Source organism: Gilliamella sp. B2969 (genome assembly GCF_026536195.1).
In the GTDB taxonomy this organism is placed as follows: Bacteria; Pseudomonadota; Gammaproteobacteria; order Enterobacterales; family Orbaceae; genus Gilliamella.
In genome coordinates, this window is sequence record NZ_JAFNOP010000004.1 from 91837 (window position 1) to 116731 (window position 24895).

Below are 24895 nucleotides of genomic sequence, written 5' to 3' on the forward strand. Positions count from 1 at the left end.
ATACTTTATTAAAAATAAACATTGAAATTTTTAGGATAAATACTCACCTCGCTATTTAGCGAGGAGGAAGTATTTATTGAGAGTCAGATTCTGATTTCGCTTCTGCACTACTTTGCTCATCATCTGATTTAATATCAATAGGATCGGATATCTGTTGTTGATTCATTTCTTCTAACGATTTAGAACCTTCTAACTCTGTCGCTTTAATATCCGTGACAATACCCATTTCGTTAAAGTAAACAGTGTAATTTCTTTGGCTTACTTGACCATGCTGTGGTTGTTGTCGAAATACATAATACCAAACATTATCACCAAAAATAGAGGTTAACATTGGTGATCCCATGATAAATACAACCTGATCTTTAGTTTGACCTGTTTTTAATAGTTCAATTGCCTCTGGTGTTACATAATTACCTTGATTGATATCTGGTCGGTAAACCCAACGATCAACGACCGAACAACCAGTTAATAACACACTAGTTACAATGACAAGCGAGGTAAATTTACGAAACTGCATCTACACTTAATCCATTTTAGAAATTTAATAATGACTATTATCGCTGATATTTTGGCTAAGTGCTAGCCAAATTAACAAATTCTTTGTTATTAAGTGATGAAATGGTCATTATTTACGACTAAAACAAATTACTTCTTGACTTTTATGCGCGTATCTACAAACTTATAAACTTCTTTATAAACCTTATCTACTCATCATTAAAGGTCAAAAATGAAATTAGAAACTATCGAACAAAAAGCCAGCTATGCAATTGGATTACAAATTGGACAACAATTAAAAGAGTCAGGATTAAAAAATTTAGAACTTAATGCGTTAAAATTGGCGATGGAAGATGTGCTATCTGGTAATCAACCCGCATTACCATTGCAAGAACTACATGATGCGCTTCGTCAAATTCATGAACAAGCCACTCAAGAAAAGGCTAAACAAGCAGAAAAGATTGCACAAGCAGGTAAAGAGTTTCTGGCACAAAATCTAAAAAAAGAAGGTATAAAGTCGACTGAGTCAGGTTTACAGTATCAAATTATTACCGAAGGTAATGGCGCTTTACCTAAAGCAACCGATCGCGTACAAGTACATTACACAGGACAATTAATTGATGGAACTGTGTTTGATAGTTCAGTTGAACGTGGACAACCTGCTGAATTCCCAGTTAATGGCGTGATTCCTGGCTGGGTTGAAGCATTACAATTAATGCCAGAAGGTTCAAAATGGCGATTATACATTCCACAAGAGTTAGCTTATGGCGCACATGGTGCAGGTGCATCAATTCCACCGTATAGTGCACTTATTTTTGATGTCGAGTTATTAAAAGTATTATAAAAAACATGGACGCTTGATCGCGTCCATTTTTACTTATCAATCTGTCCGATCTATTTTAAGTTTTTAGGTAGAAAATAGGAACTTAATGCAGCCATAAGTAATAAGATGCTCGCTGCACCAAAAGCGACTAGATGGGTATGTAAATTATCATATGCCCAACCACCCAACCATGAACCTATCATGGCACCGATTTGATGACCTAAGTAAGTTAATCCAGAAAGTAATCCCACAATTTTTACACCATAAATATCGGCAGTTATTGCGCCCGATGTAGATAATGCGCCCGCCCAAACTAATCCACCAACAGCCGCGATAGTAAAAAGCTGCCATTTGGTCGATGCTAATACCAACGCAATAAAACCGATTGCGCGAACCAAATAAACAAGCATCAAAATGTTTTTACGTTGCACAATATCAGATATATAACCCAGCACTAAAGTACTAAAAATGGCAACTAAACCTATCAAGCCAATTCCTGTAGAACTGGTTACCGAATCAAACCCATGATCAACCAACATTGGGACGCCATGCGTACCTAATAAATTCATACTAAATCCACAAGTAAAAAGCCCAAAACTAAGTTGCCAAAAAGGACGTGTTTTTAAGACATCAATAAGTTTGATATCAACCGGTTGAGTTTGCACTGCCGCTTGTTCTCTCTGGTCGATAGCGGCGTGATTATCTTTCATAATAAACAGTGCAATGGGCATAGCTAGAATCGTAAAAAATACTGAAAACGCCACTAATGTATTTTGCCAACCATATAACGGAATAAAAAAGGCAAATACAGGTAGCATCACGGCAATGCCCGCCATACTGCCTGTTGATACAATAAATAGTGCAAACCCTCTTCGCTTATGAAACCATTTCGCCACAATAGGCGTAAAACTGACCGCACCAACAAATGAAGTACCAAATGACAAAGCAATACCAAACGAAAAAAGAAAGTTCCAATAATCACGAGACATTGCTGACCATATTGTTGAGAGAATAATCATCACCGCACCAAGTAACAACACAAAGCGCGTACCATATTTCCCCACTAAGTAGCCGGCTATCGGCATGGCAATACCCGAAAACAACATACCAATAGCAATAATGCCTGAAAGGATACTACGACTAAAACCCAGATCATTTGCGATAGGTAGAAAAAACACCCCCATACTCATTCTCAGTCCACTTGATAGCAGCGTTAAAAGTGCAGCTGCAATAACTATGTTCCAGCCAAAATACCATGGACATCTCATCATTGCCTCCTATCACGTTTTCTTAAAAACAACTTTAAAAAGTATATAATTTTGAATTATGTATAACTTTTTTATTTTCCGCTATAATATTTATTTATCTAAATCTAAAAAAAAGTTAAGGATAGTTATATGTCAACAAGTATGATTCGTATTGCAATCGCAGGCGCTGGTGGCAAGATGGGACGACAGCTCATCCAAGCTGTTTCGCAAATTGACGGAGTTACCTTAGGTGCGGCTTTTGAGCGAAAGGGCTCTTCATTAGTTGGTAGTGATGCGGGAGAGCTTGCAGGAATCGGGGTTTGTAACATAAAAGTCACCGACAATTTAGAACAAGCGAAAGACAAATTTGATGTATTAATTGATTTTACGCGTCCTGAAGGTACTTTATCCCACTTAGCTTTTTGTGTAGCACACAGTAAAATGATGATAATTGGTACCACTGGATTTGATGAAGCGGGTAAACAAGCCATTGCCGATGCAGCAAAAAAAATTGCTATTGTATTTGCCGCTAATTTTAGTGTTGGTGTTAACCTTGTTTTAAAACTACTGGAAAAAGCCACTAAAATTATGGGCGATTATACCGATATCGAAATCATTGAAGCACATCATCGTCACAAAGTTGATGCACCATCTGGTACAGCACTTGCCATGGGTGAAGCAATTGCTGATGCACTAGGTTGTCATTTGAAAGATCGCGCTGTTTATTGTCGTGAAGGTCATACTGGTGAACGGCCTAAAGGTGCTATTGGCTTTGCTACTATTCGCGCAGGTGATATCGTTGGCGAACACACAGCTATTTTTGCCGACATTGGTGAACGTGTTGAAATAAGCCACAAAGCTTCTAGCCGTATGACTTTTGCTAACGGAGCGGTGCGTGCTGCATTATGGCTTGCTAAACAGCCTGTCGGTTTATATGACATGCGAGATGTATTAAATTTGAATGATTTGTAATTGTATTGCTATGTCTGATGAATATTGGATGCAACATGCATTAATGCTTGCCAAACGCGCCGAATCTATTGGAGAAATCCCCGTCGGCGCAGTAATCATTGATGAAAATAATCAAATAATTGGCGAAGGCTTTAATCATTCCATTATTAAAAATAATCCGACTGCGCATGCTGAAATTATGGCAATAGAGCAAGCAGGACTTTTATTAAATAACTATCGTTTGATTAATACCACCCTTTATGTCACCTTGGAACCCTGTATTATGTGTGCAGGCGCCATCATTCATAGTCGTATAAAACGTGTCGTATATGGAGCAAATGATTTAAAAACGGGTGCGGCGGGATCGTTTATTGATATCCTCAATTATCAAGGTCTTAATCACTACGCCGAAGTCACAGGCGGAGTTTTAATGGATGAATGTAGTGCAATATTGAGCAATTTTTTTAAAAAACGACGCTTACAGAAAAAATTATTAAAGCAATCACGTCTAAATAATGCTGAACAAGGATAGATGTTGTTGTTAGTTGAATAAATAGATTTTGCTAAACTTAAAAAAGTGCAAAAAATAAAAAAATATTAATCGATTTGCATCAAAATGGAATCAAATTTTGCCGATTTGAGTTTTATTGATACTAAGCAAATTAACGTTATTGCGTACTATCCAATAAATTTTTAATATACTCAGCCTACAAAGCAATTATCCTCACTCATATGATTAATTAAATGAGTAGTTGGTCAAAACACTATTATTTCATTTTTTTACAAAGTTTTTAAAGGGTTTAGAGTAAATCTTTTACCCAAACAGATAAAATACCCATACAAAATTCTCACAATATACAATAGCCAAAATTGCACAGTAGCAAAAATATAAAGCTTCGGTTTATTATCATTAAATGAAAATATCTAATCCTCATATCAGCTAATCTTATATTTATTCTAAACTTTCAATAAAAAATGTGGTTAGTTGTTCTTTTTATCGAGGAATATTGTTAGAATCTAAAACGATATTTTTAGAAAATTAATTCGAGCACTATTCATGAAAAAGCATACCTTAGAAATGATGATATCTGCACAAGATATCCAAAAACGCGTTTTTGAACTTGGACAACAAATCAGTAAAGACTATCAAAATAGCCAAAATGAACTCATTTTAGTCGGTCTTTTGCGGGGATCATTCATCTTTATGGCGGATCTAAGTCGTGCCATCACTGTTGGACACGAAGTTGATTTTATGACAGCATCAAGTTACGGCAATGCTGTAGTAAGTAACCGAGATGTTAAGATATTAAAAGACCTTGATGAGGATATACGTGATAAAGATGTTTTAATTGTTGAAGATATTATTGATACAGGCAATACCTTAAGTAAAGTTATGGCAATATTAAAATTGCGTCATCCCCGCAGTATTGAAATTTGTACTTTGCTTGATAAACCTTCTCGTCGTGAAGTATCGGTGCCGGTTAAATATATTGGATTTTCTATACCTGATGAGTTTGTCGTTGGTTATGGTATAGATTATGCACAGCATTATCGCCATTTACCTTATATTGGGCAGGTCACATTAATTGAATCTTAATCAATAGTTTATTAACATCAATAATGGGTAGAGCTAAAATATGTCCCAAACTAGCTTACATTTTCAATCGATAAATTAAGATAGTCCCATAATTTGAGTTGACCGGCATGAACCAGCAAGCTCACTGGAGATCAAATATTGCCGGTTATCAATTTCATCAAGTATCGATCAATTTTATTAAGATCATCACCTCACATCATTATTATTGGCAATTTAAAAAACCGATTTCTCTCTGCAACAGATAATAAGGCTTATACTAACAACCTTATTACATTTTATATTGAAAATATATCTTTTATCTCGACATTTTGTCATCTCAATAGCAAAACGAGAATGACCAGAAAAAAAGTCGTACTCTAACTTGATTTAAAGTAGGTCAAGTTGCTTAATTCACGCAACTACACGGCTGAGTTTTGCCATTTCAAATGCGAATAGATTATCAATGTAGTTAAACAACGCAACAATAGATAAATCATTACTAACCAGCAAAGCACTTCTAGTCGATAATTTAATGCTTTTTTACTTAGCTTATCATAGACGATGATAAGCTTAATATGATAAATTTGTCATCCAAACGAATTCGAAAAATTAACCTAATATAGATAGTATTTAAAATAATCAATCTTATCGAGGTATACGTGTCACGATTTTCCCGTTCATTATGTCTAGTTTTGATGATAACCACAGCGTCTAGTTATGCTGATATGAAATTATCCATTAAAGGGTTATCAGGAGAACTGGCTGATAATGTCGATGCGCGTATTTCGTTAATTGAGTCCAATAAAATTAATAATACGCCCAATTTTAAACGTTATTTTGAAAGTGAAGTTCAAAAAGCGCTACGCGCTTTAGGTTACTATTCCCCTACTTTTGACTATGACGAACAAGATCCTAAAGTCTTAAAAGTAAAAATTACACCAGGTGAACCCGTCATTGTTGAACAACTCAATATTAATATCACGGGTGAAGGTCAACATGATGAGGATTTTAAAGCGTTACTTAACAATAATCTGCCCAAAATTGGCGATGTGCTCAATCATGGTATCTATGAGTCATTCAAAAAAGCATTACTCAATTTGTCGCTCGACAAGGGGTATTTTGATGCCAATATGACTAAACACCAATTAGCCGTCTCAAATTATGAACATCAAGCTTTTTGGAATATTGATTTTGATACGGGTCAACGTTACAAATTTGGTAAAGTTAGCTTTCCCGATGCCAAAATTCGCAACGATTATCTAGCTAACATAGTGCCATTTAAAGAAGGTGATAGGTATACTGCCGAGCAATTATCGTTATTGAATCGGCGTTTAAGTTCAACTAACTGGTTCAATTCAGTTGTTGTGACCCCCGATTTTCCTCACTTAACAGCAAATAAAGAACTCCCGATCGTTGTCGCAACGTCACCTCGTAAAAAGAATAATATGGACTTAGGACTGGGTTATTCAACCGATAATGGCGTTCATGGAAAAATTGGTTGGAATAAGCCGTGGATAAATAGTCGTGGGCAAAGTTTTCAAAGCAATCTTTCGTTATCGTCACCAGAACAAACAATATCCATGAGTTATAAAATTCCCTTAAAAAAATCTCCATTAGAACAATATTACACGATCCAAGGTGGTTACAAAAAAATTGATAATAATGATACCTACTCGCGCTCTTATACCTTTGGGGTACTACGAAATTGGGATCATTTTGAGGGTTGGCAAACGGCTTTAGGTTTGAACATGTTGCGAGATAACTTTACCCAAGGTGATTCAAGTTATAAAACCTTTTTATACTATCCTTCTGTGAGTTTATCGCGAATTCGTAGTGATGGTAATTTATTAGCCATGTGGGGCGATTCACAACGGTATTCAGTTGAAGCGGCGGCAGATGCATTGGGTTCAGATATCAATTTAGTACGCTTTCAAGCGCAACAAACTTGGATCCGGTCATTGCAAAAAACACATCGATTTATTGCTCGAGGTAATTTTGGTATTATTCAAGCGAGTAATTTTGATAGAGTACCGCCATCGTTTAGATTCTTTGCTGGTGGTGATCGTAGTATTCGTGGCTATAAATATCAATCTATTTCCCCTGAAGATAAAAAAGGCAAGTTAAAAGGCGCCTCAAAGTTGATCACCGGCTCAGGTGAATATCAATATAATGTAACAGGTGCATGGTGGGGAGCTGTATTTGTGGATACGGGTGAAGCAATCGATAAAGTTGATAAAGCAAAATTCTATACAGGTACAGGTGTTGGCGTAAGATGGGCATCTCCTGTTGGTCCGATAAAATTAGATTTAGCCACCCCATTAAATAGGAAAGATAAAGGCTCTATTCATCTCTATATTGGTCTAGGAAGTGAATTATAATATGGCAGAAAATTCTATTAATTCGAATCAATCTAAAGCCTCGCATAACCGACATAAATGGAAAAAGCGTAGTGTTGTCATATTGTCTATTTTTATCTTCTTGATAACATTTGTCATTGTCATGATTTACACCAGTTTAGGTGTAAAATTGACAATGTTTGCGCTAAATAAATTTTTGCCTGAATTAAAAATCGAACAGGTAGACGGCACTTTTCATAATTTACATATCAAAGGGCTTTCTCTTAATTTGACTGGTGTTAATGTGTCAGTTGATGATGCATCACTTGAACTTTCAGGTTCATGCCTGATTCAAACAGTAGTGTGTTTAAAACATTTTAATGCTGATGGAGTCAATGTTAATGTTAATACGCAAGAAATTGAAAGCTCACCTGATGAAGTGGTTGATAATACCTCGCGTTTTACAATAAAAACCCCCTTACCTATCAAATTACAATCCACTCAACTCAATAATGTCAAAGTGAGTGTTGATGATATGCAATTTGGTCTATCAAGCTTTAATGGTAAAGCAACGTGGGTCAATGAAAAAATTTATGTTTACCCTACTACTGCAATGGGACTTTATGCGATATTTGCTGATACACCTTCAACCCCGATGCCAGCGCAAAAAAATGAAACCAGTTTAGCTATTAATGAACAGATTAATCAATTATTTAATCAACCGCTAATAAGTTCATTACCTCAAGTTAGTATTCCTTTAGATATTAATGTAACGAGTTTATCTGGAAATGATTGGTTGTTACATATTGGAGGTGAAGATTATCACTTCAATCAGGTCACAATAAATACCGATATGGTAAACAATCACATTGTTGTAAAAAAAGTGGATACAGAGATTAAAACCCCTTATGCTAATGGTCACGCCTTAGTATCGGGTGAAATTACTCTCGGTAATGATTGGCCAATTGTTGCCTTAGTCAAAGCTGATACCGAGCAAAATCATTTTAATGGTCAATTTTCTGGAAAATTACTGGGTGAATTATACACTCACACTCGCTTAGATGGGCTAAACCAATTTGATCTTGATGGCCATATCAATTTTATCGAAAAATATTTACCAGTAATGACCAAACTTAATGGTAAACACATTCAATGGCCAATTGAAGGGACAGCCCAATATCAACTTAACGATTTTAATTTAACGCTGGGCGGTAACGTTCAGCAGTATGATTTAACAGCAAAAGGATCGGTAGCCGGCGAAAATATTCCCGCAACCACATTCGATGTGGCCGGTAAAGGTACAAATCAAGATGCAACTTTAGATCATAGCAGAATTAAATTACCGCAAGGCAACATAGACCTTGCTGGTCACATTAGTTGGCTAAAAGCGTTGCAATGGGATACTAATATTAAGCTTGATCATGTCGACATTACCAAAGAACTCCCTGATTATCCGATTTTATTAAATGGTCAACTTAAAACAAGTGGAAGCTTAGAAGGTGATAATTGGCAAGTGAATATTACCGATCTACAACTCAAAGGTAAAATAAAACAAGCTGATTTTGCAGCTAATGGTAATATGTTTGTTGATTCGAATCAGTCTTTATCGGCAAATAATCTCGCTATTATGTGGGGGAAAAATCAAATTAGTGTTGATGGTTCAACCCAAAAAGCGAATTTAAATGCCAAACTGAATTTAGCGTCGTTAGGATTACTGTTCGATGATATACAAGGGGCAATTGTTGGTAATATCAGAATGAATGGAACAAGTGCAAATCCCATTGTTGACTCGAATTTGACTGTCACTGCATTAAGTTTAGGCAATATGTCCATTGCTAAGGCAAACTTAGCCGGAAAAATTCAATATCAAAATCAGTTAAGTGGTCAACTGAAACTAATTGGTGATAATATCCAATTAGCAAGCGAAACAATAAAAAAAGCCAATATCGAACTGACAGGTAACGAAAAGAAACATACATTAACGCTGGCGCTTGATGGACTTCCAGCATCGTTAAAGACAACCTTAACAGGTCAAATTGATAAAGATCATACTAAATGGACAGGAAATATTGCTAATGCACTGTTAAATTTAGATAATAATAACCACTGGCAGTTAACCAAACCGATATCATTATCTTATGATGTCACCAATCAGATCCCAACAATCGGGGCGCATTGTTGGCGTAATAATTATTCTAACCTATGTTTAGACAAACCATTATCAATATCAGCCAATAGCTCAAGCACAATTTCCCTTAAAGACATTGATTTGGCTAAATTACCGATACCCAATGAAGGGGATACTAAAATTACCGGAAGTTTAGATGGAAGAGTCGATATAAAATTCAATGACAATAACAAAATTCCATCCATCAAAGCCAACATAAATAGTAATAAAGTTTATGTACAGCAAAATATAGGTAGTCAAACTTTACCCATCCCTTTTGATTTATTTAACATTAATGCTGAATTTAATGAACAACAAGCAAAATTAGATTGGCGTTTTAGTTTAAAGCAACTAGGTAAAGTAAGAGGTAATTTGATAATTGATGATCCAATTAATCAGAAAAAACTAGGTGGCCAATTAATTATTGATAATTTGGCATTAGCTATACTCAACCCATTATTGGATAAAAATGAATATGCTAAAGGCGCAATTAATGGTGCCGTAAAATTTTCCGGTTCGCTTATCGATCCGTCTTTAACGGGTGACATTAACCTAAAACAAAGTGAAATCAAATCTAACCAGCTGCCTGTTGATATTAATTCCGCTATGGTAGATATAAAATTAAATGGTAAATCATCAACATTAAAAGGAATTTTAACGACACAAGCCGGTAATATCAATATTAATGGTCATGCTAGTTGGCTGAATTTAAATAAATGGCAAGCTGAAATCACTGTCAATGGCGCAGCAATGCAAGTCACAGTGCCACCAATGATTGTGATGAATGTTGTGCCTGATATTAAAATTAATGCCTCTCAAGATGAATTAACGTTATTAGGTAAAGTCAGTATCCCAAAAGGTAAAATTACCGTTGATTCACTGCCACCATCGAGCGTGGATGTATCGTCTGACGAGGTCATGCTGGATAAAAATCGTCATCAGATCGAGCCACAAAAATTTGGAATGAAAATCAATAGTCACCTAGATATCGAAATTGGTGATGATGTTACCGTTGATGCCTTTGGTCTAAATGCTTCATTAAAAGGTAATTTAATCGCTACTCAAACAAATAAAGGATTGGATTTGCACGGTGAAATTCATATTCCAAACGGTCGATTCCATGCTTATGGGCAAGATTTAATCATTCGAAAAGGTGTCATTACCTTTTCTGGACCAACCGACCACGCTATGCTTGATGTTGAAGCCATCCGTAATCCGGATTCAATGGACAATAATAAAATTACGGCTGGCATTCGTGTTACTGGCTCGTCAGAAGATCCGAAAATCGAAGTGTTTTCAGATCCGGCAATGTCACAGCAAGAAGCTTTGTCATACTTAGTGCGAGGTCAAGGGCTTGACAGTACTGATCAAAGTGACAACGATATGATGACAGCGCTATTAGTGGGGATTGGTACATCGAAAACAGGGAAATATATTGGTGATATAGGGAATGTTTTTGGCATCAAAAATTTGACTTTAGATACACAAGGGGCAGGCAATAGCTCTAAAGTAGTTGTAAGTGGCTATATTTTACCTAACTTACAGCTTAAATATGGTGTCGGTATTTTTGATTCGCTAGCCACTTTTACTTTACGTTATAGATTAATGCCAAGTCTCTACTTAGAGGCTACATCAGGACTTGCTCAAGCACTCGATCTCATTTATCAGTTCGAATTTTAGAATTAAATAATAAAAATAGTGTTAAGTTAATAATACTATTAATTAATAAGCGAAAGTCAGTGTTTATGAAAGCGTGGATTGATTGTATTTTACTGCAATGTTGCTAATGAGTAAAAGCGAGCAGACCCCATGCTAAGCAGGGGGTCATTAAGGCGATTATTGTTCTAATTTTCCGTCTTCGAAAGGCGCATATCCAATACCTCTTTCGATGTAAGCATCTTTTACTTGACGGCATGGATAGGTTTGTCTAATTGTTTCTTCTAATTGAATTCCTTTTAAAAAATCTGAATTTTCAGCCTTAACTTGTTCTAGTTTATCGATGCAAGCATTATAAGTAGTCACAAATTCTGTATTGTTTTGAGTATAAAACTTAACAAGCTTGTTATGTTGATTTTGCCAAGCGTTATTCCAAGCAACTCTACACACCGCTAAAAGTTTTAAATCGTCAGCACAATAAATGGGCTCTTTAGCTTTAATTGTTTGCAGATCGTCGTTAGCTAATTCTTCAGTTGCTTTTTCTTGTAATGCTTCTTGCGCGATACTACAATTAGAAATAGTTCGTTTATCTAACTTACATAATGATGTCATTTTAGTTTTAAGTTGATCAAAGGATAATTGTTTTAACTCTTTTTTACCTTCATCAACTTTTTCTTTAAAAATAGTTTCCCATGCAACACATTTAGGATTACCGCTTGTACTTGAAAATAAAGCTTTTTTACATTCATCAATCTTTAAATACTCATCAATAACGTCAGTCCATGCCAAGCCATTAACTTGTTTTTGAATATCTGCCATTGCGGAATCAATGGCTTGTTTTTGCTCAGCTTCTTTACGCTGTTTCTCTTGTTCATCTTTTAATTGTTTGTCTTTCTTAATAGCACTTTCTGCCGCCAAACACTCTGGATTATTACTGACTTTTTCAGCAGCATTTTCATCTTTTGCCATAAAAGCTTTTTTAAAATCTTGGGTGCATTGTTCAAGTTTTTCGGTTGCTGCATCAATATTTTTTAGAAAATATTCTTCATTTTTTTCTTCACAACCAGCTAAAGCCATAGCGCCTATTAACGCCAGTGGTAATAGTTTAAAAGTTTTCATGTTTTCTCCTGTTCAACTTAAGTTGTACTTTCCTTATGTTATTAAAAAATAATCTATTGTTATATTTCAAGATATTATATCAATGAGTTTATAAATTTTAGTAAATTGTTGAATTATTGTTACCGTATTGACTTATCTTATTAATTACAAGATGATTGATAATAAATGATTATGACAATTTTATCTACTTAGCATAACTTATCATTTATAGCCAATTAGCATTTCTCGCTTTACCCCAAATCCTTTTTGCTTATTAACAACAAAGCCAGCACTCAGTAAATTACGGCGCACAAAACCCCCTGCGGTAAACGTTGCAAAACGTCCACCTGAACGAGTTAGCTTATAGCAAGCCTTAAACAAGGATTCAGACCACATGTCGGGATTTTTAGCCGGTGAAAAACCATCAAAAAACCATGCATCAATCAAAATATGTTGTTTAGTTAAAAATGTTGCAAATTGTGCAACATCATCATAACAAACCGATAAATTGACATCTTGACTTAATATCGTGGATTGATTCAAATGCTCGCGCAATTTTTTTGCTAATGGCGCTAAAGGATGATCTTTTGCAATGACACTATTGTGTATTTTTTTCATTTCATCCATCGATAATGGATATTTTTCGACACTAAAAAATTGCAATTTTTTTAGTGGGTGATCGGGGTTGTGCTTTTTGAATTGTAAAAAATGATGCCATAAAACTAAAAAACTCAGTCCTGAACCAAAACCGGTTTCACCGACAATAAATGTGTGATGATTGTGTTGTAAAAATCGCAAATTAAGCTCATTGCCTTCAATAAATACATATGTTGTTTCAGCAACCGCACCATCAGTATTGAAATATACATCATCAAAATAACCAGAAATTGCTGTATTATTGTCCCAAATAATTGTCGATTTTTGCATAAATACCCTTAATGTGTGAAACAGACAAGCTAACTGTATATTAGCCTAGATTAAGTATATAATACGCGCATTAAACTTATGAGGTAAATTATGGTTTTTCTTTTTCGCTTAATTAGTGTAATAGTTATAGGGATTATTGTTTGTGTCTTAGGCATAGTTTTTTGTCTATTTAATCCACGTAATCCAAAAAATATTGCTCGATTCGCTCATCTTTTTAGCTTCTTTTTTAAACCAATCTTAGGGCTAAAAATTGATACACGTAAATATCCTGATATCGAAAAAATAGGTAGTTGCGTCTATATCGCCAACCACCAAAATAATTTTGATATGATTGTTGCTGCCGATATTTTTCAACCTAAAACAGTTACAGTTGGTAAAAAGAGTCTTGCTTGGATTCCTTTTTTTGGTCAGCTCTATTATCTCACCGGTAATATTCTAATTGATCGCAATAATAAATCTAAAGCGCATGATACGATTGCATTAGTTGTTGATGAAATAAAAAAACAAGGCATCTCAATTTGGATGTTTCCTGAAGGTACCCGTAGTCAAGGTCGTGGCTTACTGCCATTTAAAACCGGTGCATTCAAAGCTGCGATTGCCGCCGGTGTGCCGATTGTGCCTATTTGTGTTTCTGATACCAATTCGATTAAATTAAATCGATTAAACAACGGTCATGTGATTGTTGAGATGCTCGCACCGATCGAAACGAAAAACCTACGAAAAGAGGATGCTCGTACTTTAATGGAACAGTGCCACCAATTAATGAGTGACAAAATCGAACAAATCAATATGCAAGCCAAGCAACAAGATAATCAAAAATAATTTATGACTAAACAAGACCGTAACTTTGATGATATCAGCGATAAGTTTGCACAAAACATTTATGGCACAACAAAAGGAAAAATTCGTGAAGCGATTGTTTGGCAAGAGCTAGTTAAAATCTTAACATGTTACCCTGCCAATCAATCATTAAGAATTCTTGATGCAGGTGGTGGACAAGGGCAAATTGCTTGTCGATTAGCCCAAATGGGACACCAAGTCACGCTTTGTGATATTTCTGAGCACATGTTAGCTTTAGCCAAACAAAAAGCCCAAACTGAAAACCTTACGTTGAATTTCATCCATAGCTCAATTCAACAGCTCAGTAATTATGTTCATGAACAATTTGATCTCGTCATTTGTCATGCTGTTTTAGAATGGGTGGCAGAGCCTGTTGAGGTCATCGCATCTTTAAAAAAATACTTAAAACCTGAGGGTTATCTATCTTTGATGTTCTATAACCTTGATGCATTACTATTTAAAACTGTCACTCTAGGCAATTTTGGCTACACCCAATCAGGTCTTCGTAAACGTAAAAAAAAGACGCTTTCACCCGATTATCCAAGAAAACCTCATGATGTCTACACTTGGTTAACTCACCTTGGCTTTGTTATTACCAATAAAACAGGAATTCGAGTTTTTCATGATTACTTAAACAATAAATCCAAAGCTGAAAGTCATTTTGATCAATTACTTGAGTTAGAAAAACAGTATTGCCAAACTGAACCTTATCTGAGTTTAGCTAGATACATTTTGATAAGTGCAAAATTAAACAATGACGATTGAGTGATAGATAAAATATAGCCTTCTATCAGGCTATATTCATCTTCTAAAATAAGTATCATTATGCCTTTACAATTAATAAAGGTTCTGTCCGCACTGCCTAACAACAATTGGTATTGCTTTCGAAATTTCAATTTGTTCTTTTACTTCGACTCATCTAATCAGCAGTTAATTAGCCAACAAGCGTACTCTATAAATTTTACACAAACAATCAAGATTGCACGACAATTAGCCTTAATTAAAGGCTTTAGCAATGATAGTCAAAAAACTAAAAAATTTACGCAAAAACATTCTACTTGTTATCATTTTGGTGGCAACGTTGAACAAGTTTGGTTAACAACGCTTAAACAGTTGCTGAATCGACATTCATAAAAAATAGATATTAAAAATAATACAACGCTTTTATAGGCAGGCAATGTTTGCTTTGACAAAAGCTGGGATTAGAGCTGTAACAATTATTGATACAACAAATTCTTTTGTTGGTATTATTAATTATGATGTTATTTGAAAATGGCTCGACAGTTATCTCTGATTTACGCCATAAATACGTTTAAAGTGGCATATTAACTGACTGCATTATCAATAATAACCAATATACTAATGCCGTCATAGCACTGACAAAACACTATAGAACAAATCAAATTACCGCTTTGCTAGTACTTAATGATCAGCAAAACAAGTAGAAATACTTGATATTTCTAATATCGAGTATAAATTACCCCATTTAGTTAGTTAAGTGGTCAATTGTTCTGTACAATTTAGTTACTAATGCTCAATGATGACTTTAACTTAAATGATTACTCGAAAATTTTTGCATAAATCGGTATCATAAGTAGATTAAATAGATTAGTTAAGGAAAATGATTATGATCGTAGTAACGGGTGGCGCTGGGTTTATAGGAAGCAATATTGTTAAAGGATTAAATAATCAAGGATATCAAGATATTTTAGTTGTCGACGATTTAACCGATGGAACTAAATTCGCAAATTTAGTCGATTTAGATATTGCTGACTATATGGATAAAGATGAATTCATTTCAGCAATCATTGCGGGAGAACTGCTCAATATTGAAACCATCTTCCATCAAGGTGCTTGTTCATCAACAACAGAATGGGATGGCAAGTTTATGATGGAAAACAACTATGATTATTCGAAAGATTTGTTACATTACTGTTTAGATTTCAATATTCCTTTTTTATATGCATCATCTGCGGCAACTTATGGTGGACGTAGTGATAACTTTATTGAAGATCGCTGTTATGAAAAACCGTTAAACGTCTATGGATATTCTAAGTTTCTTTTTGATCAATATGTAAGAAAAATCCTACCTGATGCAACTTCACAAGTGTGTGGTTTTCGCTATTTTAATGTTTACGGACCACGCGAAAATCATAAAGGCAGTATGGCTAGCGTTGCCTTTCACTTGAACGAACAAATCCATAAAGGTGAAAAACCGAAATTATTTGCTGGCAGTGATAATTTTAAACGCGACTTTATTTATGTTGGCGATGTAGTTGATGTCAATTTATGGTTTTGGAAAAATAATATCTCTGGGATTTACAATTGTGGTACAGGCCGTGCCGAGTCATTCCAAGCTGTCGCAGATGCGGTATTAAGTTATCACAAAAAAGAGGAAATTGATTACATTCCATTTCCTGATCACCTAAAAGGACGTTATCAACGTTTTACACAAGCAGATTTAACTAAGTTTAGAAAAACGGGTTGTCCAATTGATTTTAAAACAGTAAGTGAAGGGACAACTGAATATATGCAATGGCTTAATGAGCAATAAAGGAAGTCAAATGAAAACGTTGATAATTGGCCCGTCTTGGGTGGGTGATATGATGATGTCACAAAGCCTATATCGAACTTTAAAACAACTTGATCCTAGCGTTGAAATCGATGTCATGGCACCCGCTTGGTGTCGAGCATTACTGAATAAAATGCCGGAAGTAAATCAATCGATTGCAATGCCTTTAGGTCATGGTGAATTTAATCTTATGCAACGTTATCATTTAGGTAAAGAGCTACGTAATAACAATTATGAACAAGCTTTTATTTTGCCTAATTCGCTTAAATCAGCATTAATTCCTTTTTTCGCCAAAATTCCTAAACGAACAGGTTGGAAAGGTGAAATGCGTTATGGATTATTAAATGACTTGCGCAAATTAGATAAACCAGCGTTTCCACAAATGGTCGAACGTTATGTTGCACTTGCTTATCCTAAACAACAAATTCATTCAGCACAAGATCTGCCTAAACCATTATTGTGGCCAAAATTAGAGGTTAGCCAAGAGGATATAACCAATACTTTAACCCTGTTCAATATTGCAAACGATGAACCTTTAATTGGTTTTTGTCCCGGCGCTGAATTTGGACCGGCTAAACGATGGCCCGATTACCATTATGCAGCACTAGCCGATATGATTGTAAGCCAACATGCTAAAATTTTAATATTTGGTTCGGCCAACGATCGGGAAGTTGGAAATCAAATTATGGCCAAAATGACGCATAGCGATCAATGTATTAATCTTGCTGGCGAAACACAGCTTGAGCAAGCAATTAATTTAATTGCAGGGTGTAAAGCAATCGTTACTAATGATTCTGGTTTAATGCATGTTGCTGCCGCATTAGATCGGCCTTTAGTGGCGCTTTATGGGCCAAGTAGTCCTGATTTTACGCCACCTTTATCCAACAGAGCAGAAATTATTCGATTAATCACCGGATATCACAAAGTACGTAAAGGCGATGGCGATCAAGGGTATCACCAAAGTTTGATCGATATAAAACCCGCTCAAGTGTTCGAAACGTTAATGAATCTCATCGTACGTTGTGAAAAAGAGTAACTAGCCATGCGTGTACTTGTTGTTAAAACCTCTTCGATGGGAGATGTGCTGCACACACTACCTGCACTAACTGATGCAGCAAATTGCTTAACTGATGTTACTTTTGACTGGGTGGTAGAAGAGAACTTTGCCCAAATTCCCAGTTGGCATTTTGCGGTAGATACAGTTATACCAGTGGCAATCCGACGTTGGCGCAAAAATTGGTTTGCAAAACCAATACGGCAAGAACGTCACGCTTTTATTGAGCAACTTCAACAGAAGCAATATGATGCAATTATCGATGCACAAGGGCTTATTAAAAGTGCGTTTTTGATTACACGCAAGGCTAAAGGCATTAAACATGGCTTAGACCGTCAAAGCATCAAAGAGCCCATAGCGAGTTGGTTTTACGATATAAAGCACCACATACCCAAGCAAATGCATGCAATTGAACGTGTTAGAATGTTATTTGCCCAAAGTCTAAATTACCCTACTCCAACCCTCACTGGCGATTATGCTATTGCTCGCCACTTTCTAAGTACTTTACCGAGTGATGTAGGACAATACCTTATTTTTTTACATTCTACAACGCGGGATGAAAAACATTGGAGTGAGGAGCAATGGCGAGAATTAATCAAACAAATTGAGCCAACAGGTTTAAAAATTAAATTACCCTGGGGGGCACCACATGAACAACAACGAGCAATTCGCCTTGCGCAAGGTTTTAACCATGTTGAAGTGTTACCAAAACTCTCATTAAATGATATTGCGACCATTATTGCAGGTGCTAAAGCGGTTGTTTCGGTTGATACCGGATTGAGTCATCTAACAGCAGCATTAGATAGACCAAATATTACGCTATTTGGTCAAACTGATCCTAAGTTAATTGGTGGTTATGGCAAAAATCAATACAGTATTATTTCGCCAGAAAAAAGCATGAAAACAATCACTGCACAGCACGTTTACCAAAAATTGACTGATTTGTTATAAATGAGTCAATCCATCATTGCTTAACTAAAAAGGGATAAAATTAATGAATAATTATTGTGAATTAATTCGTGAAAAATATGCACAAATTGGCAGTAATGAACTTGGTTACATTGAAGATGCGCTAAGTGCTGTTATGCAAGCACTTGATGAAGTAGCCAGCAACCAACTGGTTCCCAAAGAGTTAAGAGATAAAGCGGCTTACGCAGCCGCAAATTTACTAATTAGCGACTTTAATGTCACATAGCAGTGGGTAAATTGATAATAAACCGTGTAGATTGTTCATCAGACTCGACATAAATAGAGCCTTTATGCGTTTCAATTATTGATTTTACAATTGCTAATCCAATACCCGCTCCAGAAGCATCATTTCCATTACGATGACGAGATTCATCTACACGATAAAACCGGTCAAAAAGATGAGGTAAATGCCGGCTATCAATTTTCTTACCTGGATTAGAAATGATGATCTTTACACGTTTATCGGTGACTTGACTTAAAACAATTCTGATAATTTGATTTTCAGGCGTATAACGAATAGCATTGGATAAAATATTACTTATTGCTCTAGCTAGCATCATTTTATCACCTTGAATATGTGCACAATTACCTTCCAGATTAAAAGCAATATTCTTTTCATCAGTAAGGGGTTCAAAATATTCACACATTAAGCTGAGCATATTATGTAAGTCAATATCGATTAAATTTGGCACTAATTGACGATTATCAGCCTGAGCTAAGAACAGCATATCTGATATCATTAATGACATTCTTTCATACTCTTCTAAGTTAGAATATAAAATTTCTCGGTATTCTTCAGTTGATCGAGCATTATTTAACACGATTTGAGTTTGCGTAGTTAAGTTAGTAATGGGTGTTCGCATTTCATGCGCAATATCAGCAGTAAAATTACGCTGACGAAGAAAAACATCTTCCATTCGACTAAGCATATTGTTAAATGCGCGTACAAGGCTGACGTATTTGATAGGAACAGTCGAGGTTGAAATTCGATAATTAAGGCTTTTCATATTAATACGCTCAATTTTCTTAATTAAGCGATTAATCGGCTTTTGAGTGTAATATATCGAAATGATTGATCCAATTAGCGCAAGCACACATGAGATTGCAATAAGTAAACCAAGCCCATTTCTTAATCGATTAATAAATTCTAATTGTAAATCACGACCAACAGCTACAATAGTCGTATATTGATTATGTGGTTCAACCATAACGCGTGAAGCGGCGATTCGATAAGATGATTTATCCATATTGGATATTGCTGTCGTATGCTCAGTGACTATCTTTTCAAATTCATCTGGTTTTAGAGCAAGCATTAAATTAGGACCACGTGTCCGATATAATATTTTACCAGAATCATCAATAATATAGACAAACAGATGATGATGACCTGTCAAAATTAATAATAAATTTTGAAAAAACTCATCACGATTATCATCAGGAGAATAATAAGTAAGCTCTCGTTCAATAGAAGAAATTACCGAATTCAATTCAGTGACATTTTGTTGAATCGAAAATTTTTCAAATGAACGTTCGATCAGATAACTAAAACAATAAAGTAACCCACATGTCAGTAAGCACACAATTAAGGGCAAACGAAATGAGATAATTTTAATCCGCTTCATCCAATACATCTAATTTATATCCCATTCCACGCACAGTATGTATTAATTTGGGTTCAAACCCAGCATCGATTTTATTTCGTAATCGCCTAATTGCCACATCTATCACGTTGGTGTCACTATCAAAATTCATATCCCACACTTGTGAAGCAATAAGCGATCGAGGTAAAACCTCGCCAGGATAACGTAAAAAATACTCCAGTAATAAAAATTCTTTATTAGTTAATTCGATTCTTTTATCCGCTCGCGTAACTGTGCGCTTAGGTAAGTCCATCACCAAATCAGCAATGGTAAGTTGATAATTGTTAACTTGGGGAACATTACGTCTTAATAATGATTTGACCCTCGCCAAAAGTTCAGCAAACGAAAAAGGCTTAACTAAGTAATCATCAGCACCTAAATTAAGACCTTTAACTTTATCATCAACACTACCCATTGCGGTAAGCAAAATAATTTGTGTATCTTTGCCTGCCTCACGTAAAGATTGGACAATTTTCCAACCAACGATATCGGGTAACATCACATCAAGTATGATTAAGTCATAATCTTCGGTCATAGCACGATGATAACCATCTAAACCATTATCGGTTAAATCAACAATAAAACCAGATTCAATTAAACCTTGGCGTAAGTATTCGCCTGTTTTATGTTCATCTTCAACAACTAACAATTTCATTTTGAGTATTTCCTTTATTATTTTAGTTGATTATCGAAATTGCATAATGCTGTAATAGGATATATGAAAAAACCAAATGACATCATGACAAATTAATGACTATATTGTAATTTTTATGTCACTAATTAGTTTGTTTGTCTCTGTTATAGTATGCACACAATGATTCATGAGGCTAGACATTATTGTTTCATTGTTTTATTTCCTTTCATCCATTCCTTGCAATTTAATGCAGCCCTAGTTTATCTAGGGTTTTTTTTTATTAATAATAAAGAAAATCGCGTTCTGTTAACCAAACACCGATTCTTGCGTTGAAAGGTATGTGTTATTCTAACAAAATTAAAGCATTTTGGGTACGCAAAGAACTATTTTTTCTGTAGTACTACGCCCATTTCTATATGATCGGTATATGGGAACTGATCAAACATAGCTAAGTGTTTAATTTCATGTGTTGCGATAAGTTGTTGCAAATTTTCTTTTAAAGTATAAGGATTGCATGAAATATAGATGATTGTAGCGTAGTTTTTAAGATTATTGATAGTGCCTTGGTCTAATCCACCTCGTGGTGGATCAACTAAAACGGTCTGGCACTGATAACTGTCTAGATCAATGCCTTTTAATCGATTAAATTCACGCTCTTTTCTAATTGCGCAAGTAAACTCCTCGGCAGATAGTCTGGCTATCACTAAATTATCAATTTGATTAACCACAATATTATGTTGTGCCGAATAGACCGAAGCTTTGGCAATTTCTGTCGCTAAAACTTTACGAAAGTTTTGTGCTAAAGCAACCGAAAAATTACCATTACCACAATAAAATTCAAGTAAATCGCCAGATGAACCTTTAGTCACTGAAATTGCCCACTCTAACATTTTGATATTAACTGCGGCATTAGGCTGAGTAAAACTATTTTCAACTTGACGATATTGAAATGTTTTATCCAGCACTGGCAAAACTTCATCCACATAATCAACATCAATTGAAATTTTTTGATTACTTGAACGCCCCACTAAATTGACATTAATTCCCTGATCGGCTAATTGTTGCTTTAACAATCTTGCTTGAGCAATCCAATTTTCATCGAGTTTTTTATGATATAACAACGTAATTAATAGTTGGCCACTCAACGTGGAAAAATAGTCTATTTGAAAAAGTAAATGACGTAATGATTCATTGTACTGTAAAAGTGGTAAAACAGCTTGCATGGCTTGATTAATAAGCTTTGTTGCAATAGGAAAGCTATCGATGCGAACCCGTTTCTTAGTTTTTTTATCATACATAATATGATAAAGATCTTCACCATTATGCCATATTCTAAATTCAGCACGCATCCGATAATGACTTACTGGAGAAGAATAAACTTTCAATTCAGGTAGCACAAAATCGCTAAAAAGTGTTTTTAGATTATTGATTTTGTTTTGTAATTGTCGGTTATATTGATCGTTGGAAAAACATTCAGTCATCTTCATTAAGTCATCGCTATTAGGGTAATATGATAAAAGAAATACTGCTCATCATCGAATAACTAATCAACTACCATAAATAATTCAATCAGGTGATTAATTAAAAACGCGATTTAAAAGCAGTAATAGTATGATTTAATAAAATCCTATTAATCATAACATATACATGAAGGCTGTTATAACAATAAACACATTATTAGCCTAGGATTTAGACATTTTACTTAAAATTTAATATAAATTTTTGTTATATATAAAACTGCATTGATTGATCTATCCGTAATAAATCATTTTAAATTCAAACTCTTGAATTAGATTTTTCTTTAAATATCGCATCGACTATTTTTGATACATAATCCTTTGTATGTTTTTTGCACTCTAAAAATTGCGCCAGTTCGCTACGCTCTCTGGAGGCAATTTTTATCATTAATCCTTTTCCTTAAACTGCTGCTTGTTTCACGCTCATTACATGATCTGCTAACGTTCTTAATCGCTAGCAAATCATCAATTACGCATGATATATAACAAACTATTTTTCTTCTTCAGATAATAACTGTTTTAGCTTTCTCTCATACCAATCATGGTAAGATACGGGTTCAAACGACCAACTGTTAGGAATTTTGAAGCCACTATCGGTTACAATTAAATTAGTTATATCTAAATTTATTAAACTTTTTAATGGCATGCCCGCATTTAAAATTGCTTTATTTCCTAGCATTTTATATCGTTTTACTCGCACATTTAACGGTAAATCTAACTCTTTTAACGACAAATAAAGCGATACACCATAAAGCTGGACAAACATTCTTTCACGATAAAAATAAATATTATCAAAACGCTCACTCTGTTTTAATTTTTCAGTAATGTTCATTATCCTTTTATGACCTTCTAAAACGTTATACAAGCAACTCTTGCGCTTGTTGTTGTACTCCAAGAGGTATCAACGTCACCATAATTAGAATGAACATTAAATACAAGCCCCCCCGTAGTTTTATGATTAACTACGTAGTCACCGGTATACCAGTTACTGCCTGTATAATACTCATTATTTACCATCCCCCATTCGTTAAATAACCCGCCAATCCAATGCTCATTCCAATAACTGATTCTTCGTTGATAAACATTACCTTGACCAGGCAAACCCATCGCCAATCTCTCACCAGATACAATATCCTTACCGTTTGCATTCGTTAAATCAAACACTTCAGGAAGTTTATAATTCCCCCCCAAAGTACGACAAAAAGCCTGACCATCATCAAAAAAAGTATTATCAGTACTTGGTTTTACTAAGTACCAACGCCAAATGGTAAATTGGTAGATTAGATTAGTTTTACTTTGATCGCTATAAAGTTTAAATGTTGAAACTGAAAACGACTTATTTGGCGAGTCTATAGCAGGTCCTTTCAATGTAATACGTACAGCATAATCACCTTCGCGACTGAGTGATAAAGAAATTCCAGTACCCGATGAAGCATTGACTGTATTACTATTTATTGCAATAAATTCATTTGCAGTTAGACCTGCCAATTGCATAATAAAAAAGAAATTATTAGAACCGGTTGTTGGAAAATTACTTGTGGCATCATTAATATTTTGCGGTTTAAATCCTCTATCCGGATCCCATTGCTCAGGGGGACCAGCATAATTGCCATTTTCATATATATCTCCTGGTTGACTTCCTTTACCAAAAACTAAATGAGGTTTTAAATAACACGCTTTTTTTACATTCGGAATAATGTAATAGCTATGACTTCCGCCCTTGAATGAACTCATATCCGGTATGCCATAGTTAGTCAATAACGCGCCATCATCGGCACTAAGTGTTAATTTATAGGGGGATTTACACGCATCTAACTCACTATTCGGATTCGATTTAATATTGTCTGTTATATCGACACCTTCAACATCCTCCCACTTTGCTTTCAAATAACCCGTGACAGTAGAAAGCTTATCCCCATCTGCATCACGCCAATAATTATTTGCTACTATTGCATTGGCTAACGGCATTGATGGATAACTAGTAAAAGGTAAATTGGTTTTGATATCAGCAAATGTTGGTGATGGTTTATCTATTACTATTGGAGTTAAAGAAGTTGAAGTATCTTCCAAAACGGATATTGCCTGATTATTCGGTAATATTAACGATAAGAGTGGTAATACCGTCGTTGAAGTTGTCTTTCCTTCATCAAAACTGATATAAGGACTATTACCATTTATTACCTGTGCTGTTTGTGTCGTTAAAGCATGTACCGGCTTTATCGATACCACTGTAAACAACACCAACAAAAATAGAGTGCATAAACCTGTTTTTACTATCCTCTGCCTTAAAAACGCTTTGAATAAAGAGATATGATTAAGCTTATTGATATAGAATAAATAAAGAGATGAATTTGAAAATGGATTTTTGTATAAAGAATGAAACTCTTGATAAC

General features: G+C 35.0%; 22 protein-coding genes. 12 read left to right on the forward strand and 10 right to left on the reverse strand.

Going from position 1 to position 24895, the window contains the following annotated elements; genetic code table 11:
- Positions 1–73: 73 nt before the first annotated feature.
- Positions 74–517 carry an outer membrane protein assembly factor BamE gene (gene bamE, locus J3U66_RS04765; protein ID WP_267332571.1) on the reverse strand — a complete coding sequence of 148 codons (444 nt, stop codon included), beginning with the start codon at positions 515–517 and terminating at the stop codon, positions 74–76.
- A gap of 210 nt (positions 518–727) precedes the next feature.
- On the opposite strand from bamE, the gene J3U66_RS04770 reads away from it, so the two are divergent.
- Complete coding sequence (locus J3U66_RS04770) at positions 728–1339, forward strand: FKBP-type peptidyl-prolyl cis-trans isomerase (RefSeq protein WP_267332570.1); 612 nt, start codon at positions 728–730, stop codon at positions 1337–1339.
- 50 nt (positions 1340–1389) lie between these two features.
- On the opposite strand, the gene J3U66_RS04775 is transcribed toward J3U66_RS04770, so the two are convergent.
- Positions 1390–2586, reverse strand: coding sequence for an MFS transporter (locus J3U66_RS04775; protein ID WP_267348200.1), 1197 nt, complete (start codon positions 2584–2586; stop codon positions 1390–1392).
- Positions 2587–2715: 129 nt separating this feature from the next.
- Between J3U66_RS04775 and dapB the strand changes: the two genes are divergently transcribed.
- From dapB to J3U66_RS04800, 5 genes are all read left to right on the forward strand, one after another.
- Entirely contained in the window at positions 2716–3537 is an 822-nt protein-coding gene (gene dapB / locus J3U66_RS04780; protein WP_267348201.1) for a 4-hydroxy-tetrahydrodipicolinate reductase, read from the forward strand.
- Between the two features lie 10 nt (positions 3538–3547).
- On the forward strand, positions 3548–4048 hold the full coding sequence (gene tadA, locus J3U66_RS04785; RefSeq protein ID WP_267348202.1) for a tRNA adenosine(34) deaminase TadA: 501 nt from the start codon (positions 3548–3550) through the stop codon (positions 4046–4048).
- 525 nt (positions 4049–4573) lie between these two features.
- Positions 4574–5113: a hypoxanthine phosphoribosyltransferase gene (gene hpt / locus J3U66_RS04790; protein WP_267332566.1), complete on the forward strand. Its 540-nt coding sequence runs from the start codon at positions 4574–4576 to the stop codon at positions 5111–5113.
- 674 nt (positions 5114–5787) lie between these two features.
- Positions 5788–7470 carry an autotransporter assembly complex protein TamA gene (locus tag J3U66_RS04795; RefSeq protein WP_267344383.1) on the forward strand — a complete coding sequence of 561 codons (1683 nt, stop codon included), beginning with the start codon at positions 5788–5790 and terminating at the stop codon, positions 7468–7470.
- Between the two features lies 1 nt (position 7471).
- A complete protein-coding gene (locus tag J3U66_RS04800; RefSeq protein WP_267348204.1) occupies positions 7472–11275 on the forward strand; it encodes a translocation/assembly module TamB domain-containing protein in 3804 nt (1267 codons plus the stop codon).
- 156 nt (positions 11276–11431) lie between these two features.
- Here the strand turns inward: J3U66_RS04800 and J3U66_RS04805 are convergent, their stop codons facing one another.
- Positions 11432–12370, reverse strand: coding sequence for a hypothetical protein (locus tag J3U66_RS04805; protein ID WP_267348206.1), 939 nt, complete (start codon positions 12368–12370; stop codon positions 11432–11434).
- Between the two features lie 201 nt (positions 12371–12571).
- Positions 12572–13276: a tRNA (5-methylaminomethyl-2-thiouridine)(34)-methyltransferase MnmD gene (gene mnmD / locus J3U66_RS04810; RefSeq protein ID WP_267348208.1), complete on the reverse strand. Its 705-nt coding sequence runs from the start codon at positions 13274–13276 to the stop codon at positions 12572–12574.
- 90 nt (positions 13277–13366) lie between these two features.
- Here mnmD and J3U66_RS04815 point away from each other — a divergent pair, with 90 nt between their 5' ends.
- The 6 genes from J3U66_RS04815 to J3U66_RS04840 all read left to right on the forward strand — a co-directional run bounded on the left by J3U66_RS04815 (position 13367) and on the right by J3U66_RS04840 (position 18937).
- Positions 13367–14098, forward strand: coding sequence for a 1-acylglycerol-3-phosphate O-acyltransferase (locus J3U66_RS04815; RefSeq protein ID WP_267348210.1), 732 nt, complete (start codon positions 13367–13369; stop codon positions 14096–14098).
- A gap of 3 nt (positions 14099–14101) precedes the next feature.
- The gene (locus tag J3U66_RS04820) at positions 14102–14881 is read left to right on the forward strand and encodes a methyltransferase domain-containing protein (protein WP_267348211.1); all 780 of its coding nucleotides are present in this window, start codon (positions 14102–14104) and stop codon (positions 14879–14881) included.
- Positions 14882–15743: 862 nt separating this feature from the next.
- Positions 15744–16670 carry an ADP-glyceromanno-heptose 6-epimerase gene (gene rfaD, locus J3U66_RS04825; protein ID WP_267348212.1) on the forward strand — a complete coding sequence of 309 codons (927 nt, stop codon included), beginning with the start codon at positions 15744–15746 and terminating at the stop codon, positions 16668–16670.
- A gap of 10 nt (positions 16671–16680) precedes the next feature.
- On the forward strand, positions 16681–17724 hold the full coding sequence (gene rfaF, locus J3U66_RS04830; RefSeq protein ID WP_267332560.1) for an ADP-heptose--LPS heptosyltransferase RfaF: 1044 nt from the start codon (positions 16681–16683) through the stop codon (positions 17722–17724).
- Positions 17725–17730: 6 nt separating this feature from the next.
- Entirely contained in the window at positions 17731–18693 is a 963-nt protein-coding gene (gene rfaC / locus J3U66_RS04835; protein ID WP_267348213.1) for a lipopolysaccharide heptosyltransferase RfaC, read from the forward strand.
- Between the two features lie 43 nt (positions 18694–18736).
- The gene (locus J3U66_RS04840; RefSeq protein ID WP_065635099.1) at positions 18737–18937 is read left to right on the forward strand and encodes a YaeP family protein; all 201 of its coding nucleotides are present in this window, start codon (positions 18737–18739) and stop codon (positions 18935–18937) included.
- Here the strand turns inward: J3U66_RS04840 and J3U66_RS04845 are convergent.
- From J3U66_RS04845 to J3U66_RS04870, 6 genes are all read right to left on the reverse strand, one after another.
- Entirely contained in the window at positions 18930–20333 is a 1404-nt protein-coding gene (locus tag J3U66_RS04845) for a heavy metal sensor histidine kinase (protein WP_065635100.1), read from the reverse strand. The two genes, J3U66_RS04840 and J3U66_RS04845, sit on opposite strands and share 8 nt — an antisense overlap.
- Positions 20320–21006 carry a heavy metal response regulator transcription factor gene (locus J3U66_RS04850; RefSeq protein WP_065635101.1) on the reverse strand — a complete coding sequence of 229 codons (687 nt, stop codon included), beginning with the start codon at positions 21004–21006 and terminating at the stop codon, positions 20320–20322. Before J3U66_RS04850 ends, J3U66_RS04845 begins: the two co-directional genes overlap by 14 nt.
- Positions 21007–21368: 362 nt before the next feature.
- Positions 21369–22466: a tRNA (uridine(54)-C5)-methyltransferase TrmA gene (gene trmA / locus J3U66_RS04855; RefSeq protein WP_416379655.1), complete on the reverse strand. Its 1098-nt coding sequence runs from the start codon at positions 22464–22466 to the stop codon at positions 21369–21371.
- Between the two features lie 295 nt (positions 22467–22761).
- Positions 22762–22890 (reverse strand): hypothetical protein, encoded by a 129-nt coding sequence (locus J3U66_RS04860; protein ID WP_267344378.1) that lies wholly within the window; start codon positions 22888–22890, stop codon positions 22762–22764.
- A 102-nt stretch (positions 22891–22992) separates the two neighbouring features.
- A complete protein-coding gene (locus J3U66_RS04865; RefSeq protein WP_267344379.1) occupies positions 22993–23334 on the reverse strand; it encodes a hypothetical protein in 342 nt (113 codons plus the stop codon).
- Between the two features lie 17 nt (positions 23335–23351).
- Positions 23352–24731 carry a hypothetical protein gene (locus J3U66_RS04870; RefSeq protein WP_267348215.1) on the reverse strand — a complete coding sequence of 460 codons (1380 nt, stop codon included), beginning with the start codon at positions 24729–24731 and terminating at the stop codon, positions 23352–23354.
- Between the last annotated feature and the right edge of the window lie 164 nt (positions 24732–24895).

Coding starts and splice junctions, on each gene's coding strand:
- bamE (WP_267332571.1), bottom strand. CDS start 517: ATGCAGTTTCGTAAATTTACCTCGCTTGTCATTGTAACTAGTGTGTTA.
- J3U66_RS04770 (WP_267332570.1), top strand. CDS start 728: ATGAAATTAGAAACTATCGAACAAAAAGCCAGCTATGCAATTGGATTA.
- J3U66_RS04775 (WP_267348200.1), bottom strand. CDS start 2,586: ATGAGATGTCCATGGTATTTTGGCTGGAACATAGTTATTGCAGCTGCA.
- dapB (WP_267348201.1), top strand. CDS start 2,716: ATGTCAACAAGTATGATTCGTATTGCAATCGCAGGCGCTGGTGGCAAG.
- tadA (WP_267348202.1), top strand. CDS start 3,548: ATGTCTGATGAATATTGGATGCAACATGCATTAATGCTTGCCAAACGC.
- hpt (WP_267332566.1), top strand. CDS start 4,574: ATGAAAAAGCATACCTTAGAAATGATGATATCTGCACAAGATATCCAA.
- J3U66_RS04795 (WP_267344383.1), top strand. CDS start 5,788: ATGATAACCACAGCGTCTAGTTATGCTGATATGAAATTATCCATTAAA.
- J3U66_RS04800 (WP_267348204.1), top strand. CDS start 7,472: ATGGCAGAAAATTCTATTAATTCGAATCAATCTAAAGCCTCGCATAAC.
- J3U66_RS04805 (WP_267348206.1), bottom strand. CDS start 12,370: ATGAAAACTTTTAAACTATTACCACTGGCGTTAATAGGCGCTATGGCT.
- mnmD (WP_267348208.1), bottom strand. CDS start 13,276: ATGCAAAAATCGACAATTATTTGGGACAATAATACAGCAATTTCTGGT.
- J3U66_RS04815 (WP_267348210.1), top strand. CDS start 13,367: ATGGTTTTTCTTTTTCGCTTAATTAGTGTAATAGTTATAGGGATTATT.
- J3U66_RS04820 (WP_267348211.1), top strand. CDS start 14,102: ATGACTAAACAAGACCGTAACTTTGATGATATCAGCGATAAGTTTGCA.
- rfaD (WP_267348212.1), top strand. CDS start 15,744: ATGATCGTAGTAACGGGTGGCGCTGGGTTTATAGGAAGCAATATTGTT.
- rfaF (WP_267332560.1), top strand. CDS start 16,681: ATGAAAACGTTGATAATTGGCCCGTCTTGGGTGGGTGATATGATGATG.
- rfaC (WP_267348213.1), top strand. CDS start 17,731: ATGCGTGTACTTGTTGTTAAAACCTCTTCGATGGGAGATGTGCTGCAC.
- J3U66_RS04840 (WP_065635099.1), top strand. CDS start 18,737: ATGAATAATTATTGTGAATTAATTCGTGAAAAATATGCACAAATTGGC.
- J3U66_RS04845 (WP_065635100.1), bottom strand. CDS start 20,333: ATGAAGCGGATTAAAATTATCTCATTTCGTTTGCCCTTAATTGTGTGC.
- J3U66_RS04850 (WP_065635101.1), bottom strand. CDS start 21,006: ATGAAATTGTTAGTTGTTGAAGATGAACATAAAACAGGCGAATACTTA.
- trmA (WP_416379655.1), bottom strand. CDS start 22,466: ATGACTGAATGTTTTTCCAACGATCAATATAACCGACAATTACAAAAC.
- J3U66_RS04860 (WP_267344378.1), bottom strand. CDS start 22,890: ATGATAAAAATTGCCTCCAGAGAGCGTAGCGAACTGGCGCAATTTTTA.
- J3U66_RS04865 (WP_267344379.1), bottom strand. CDS start 23,334: ATGAACATTACTGAAAAATTAAAACAGAGTGAGCGTTTTGATAATATT.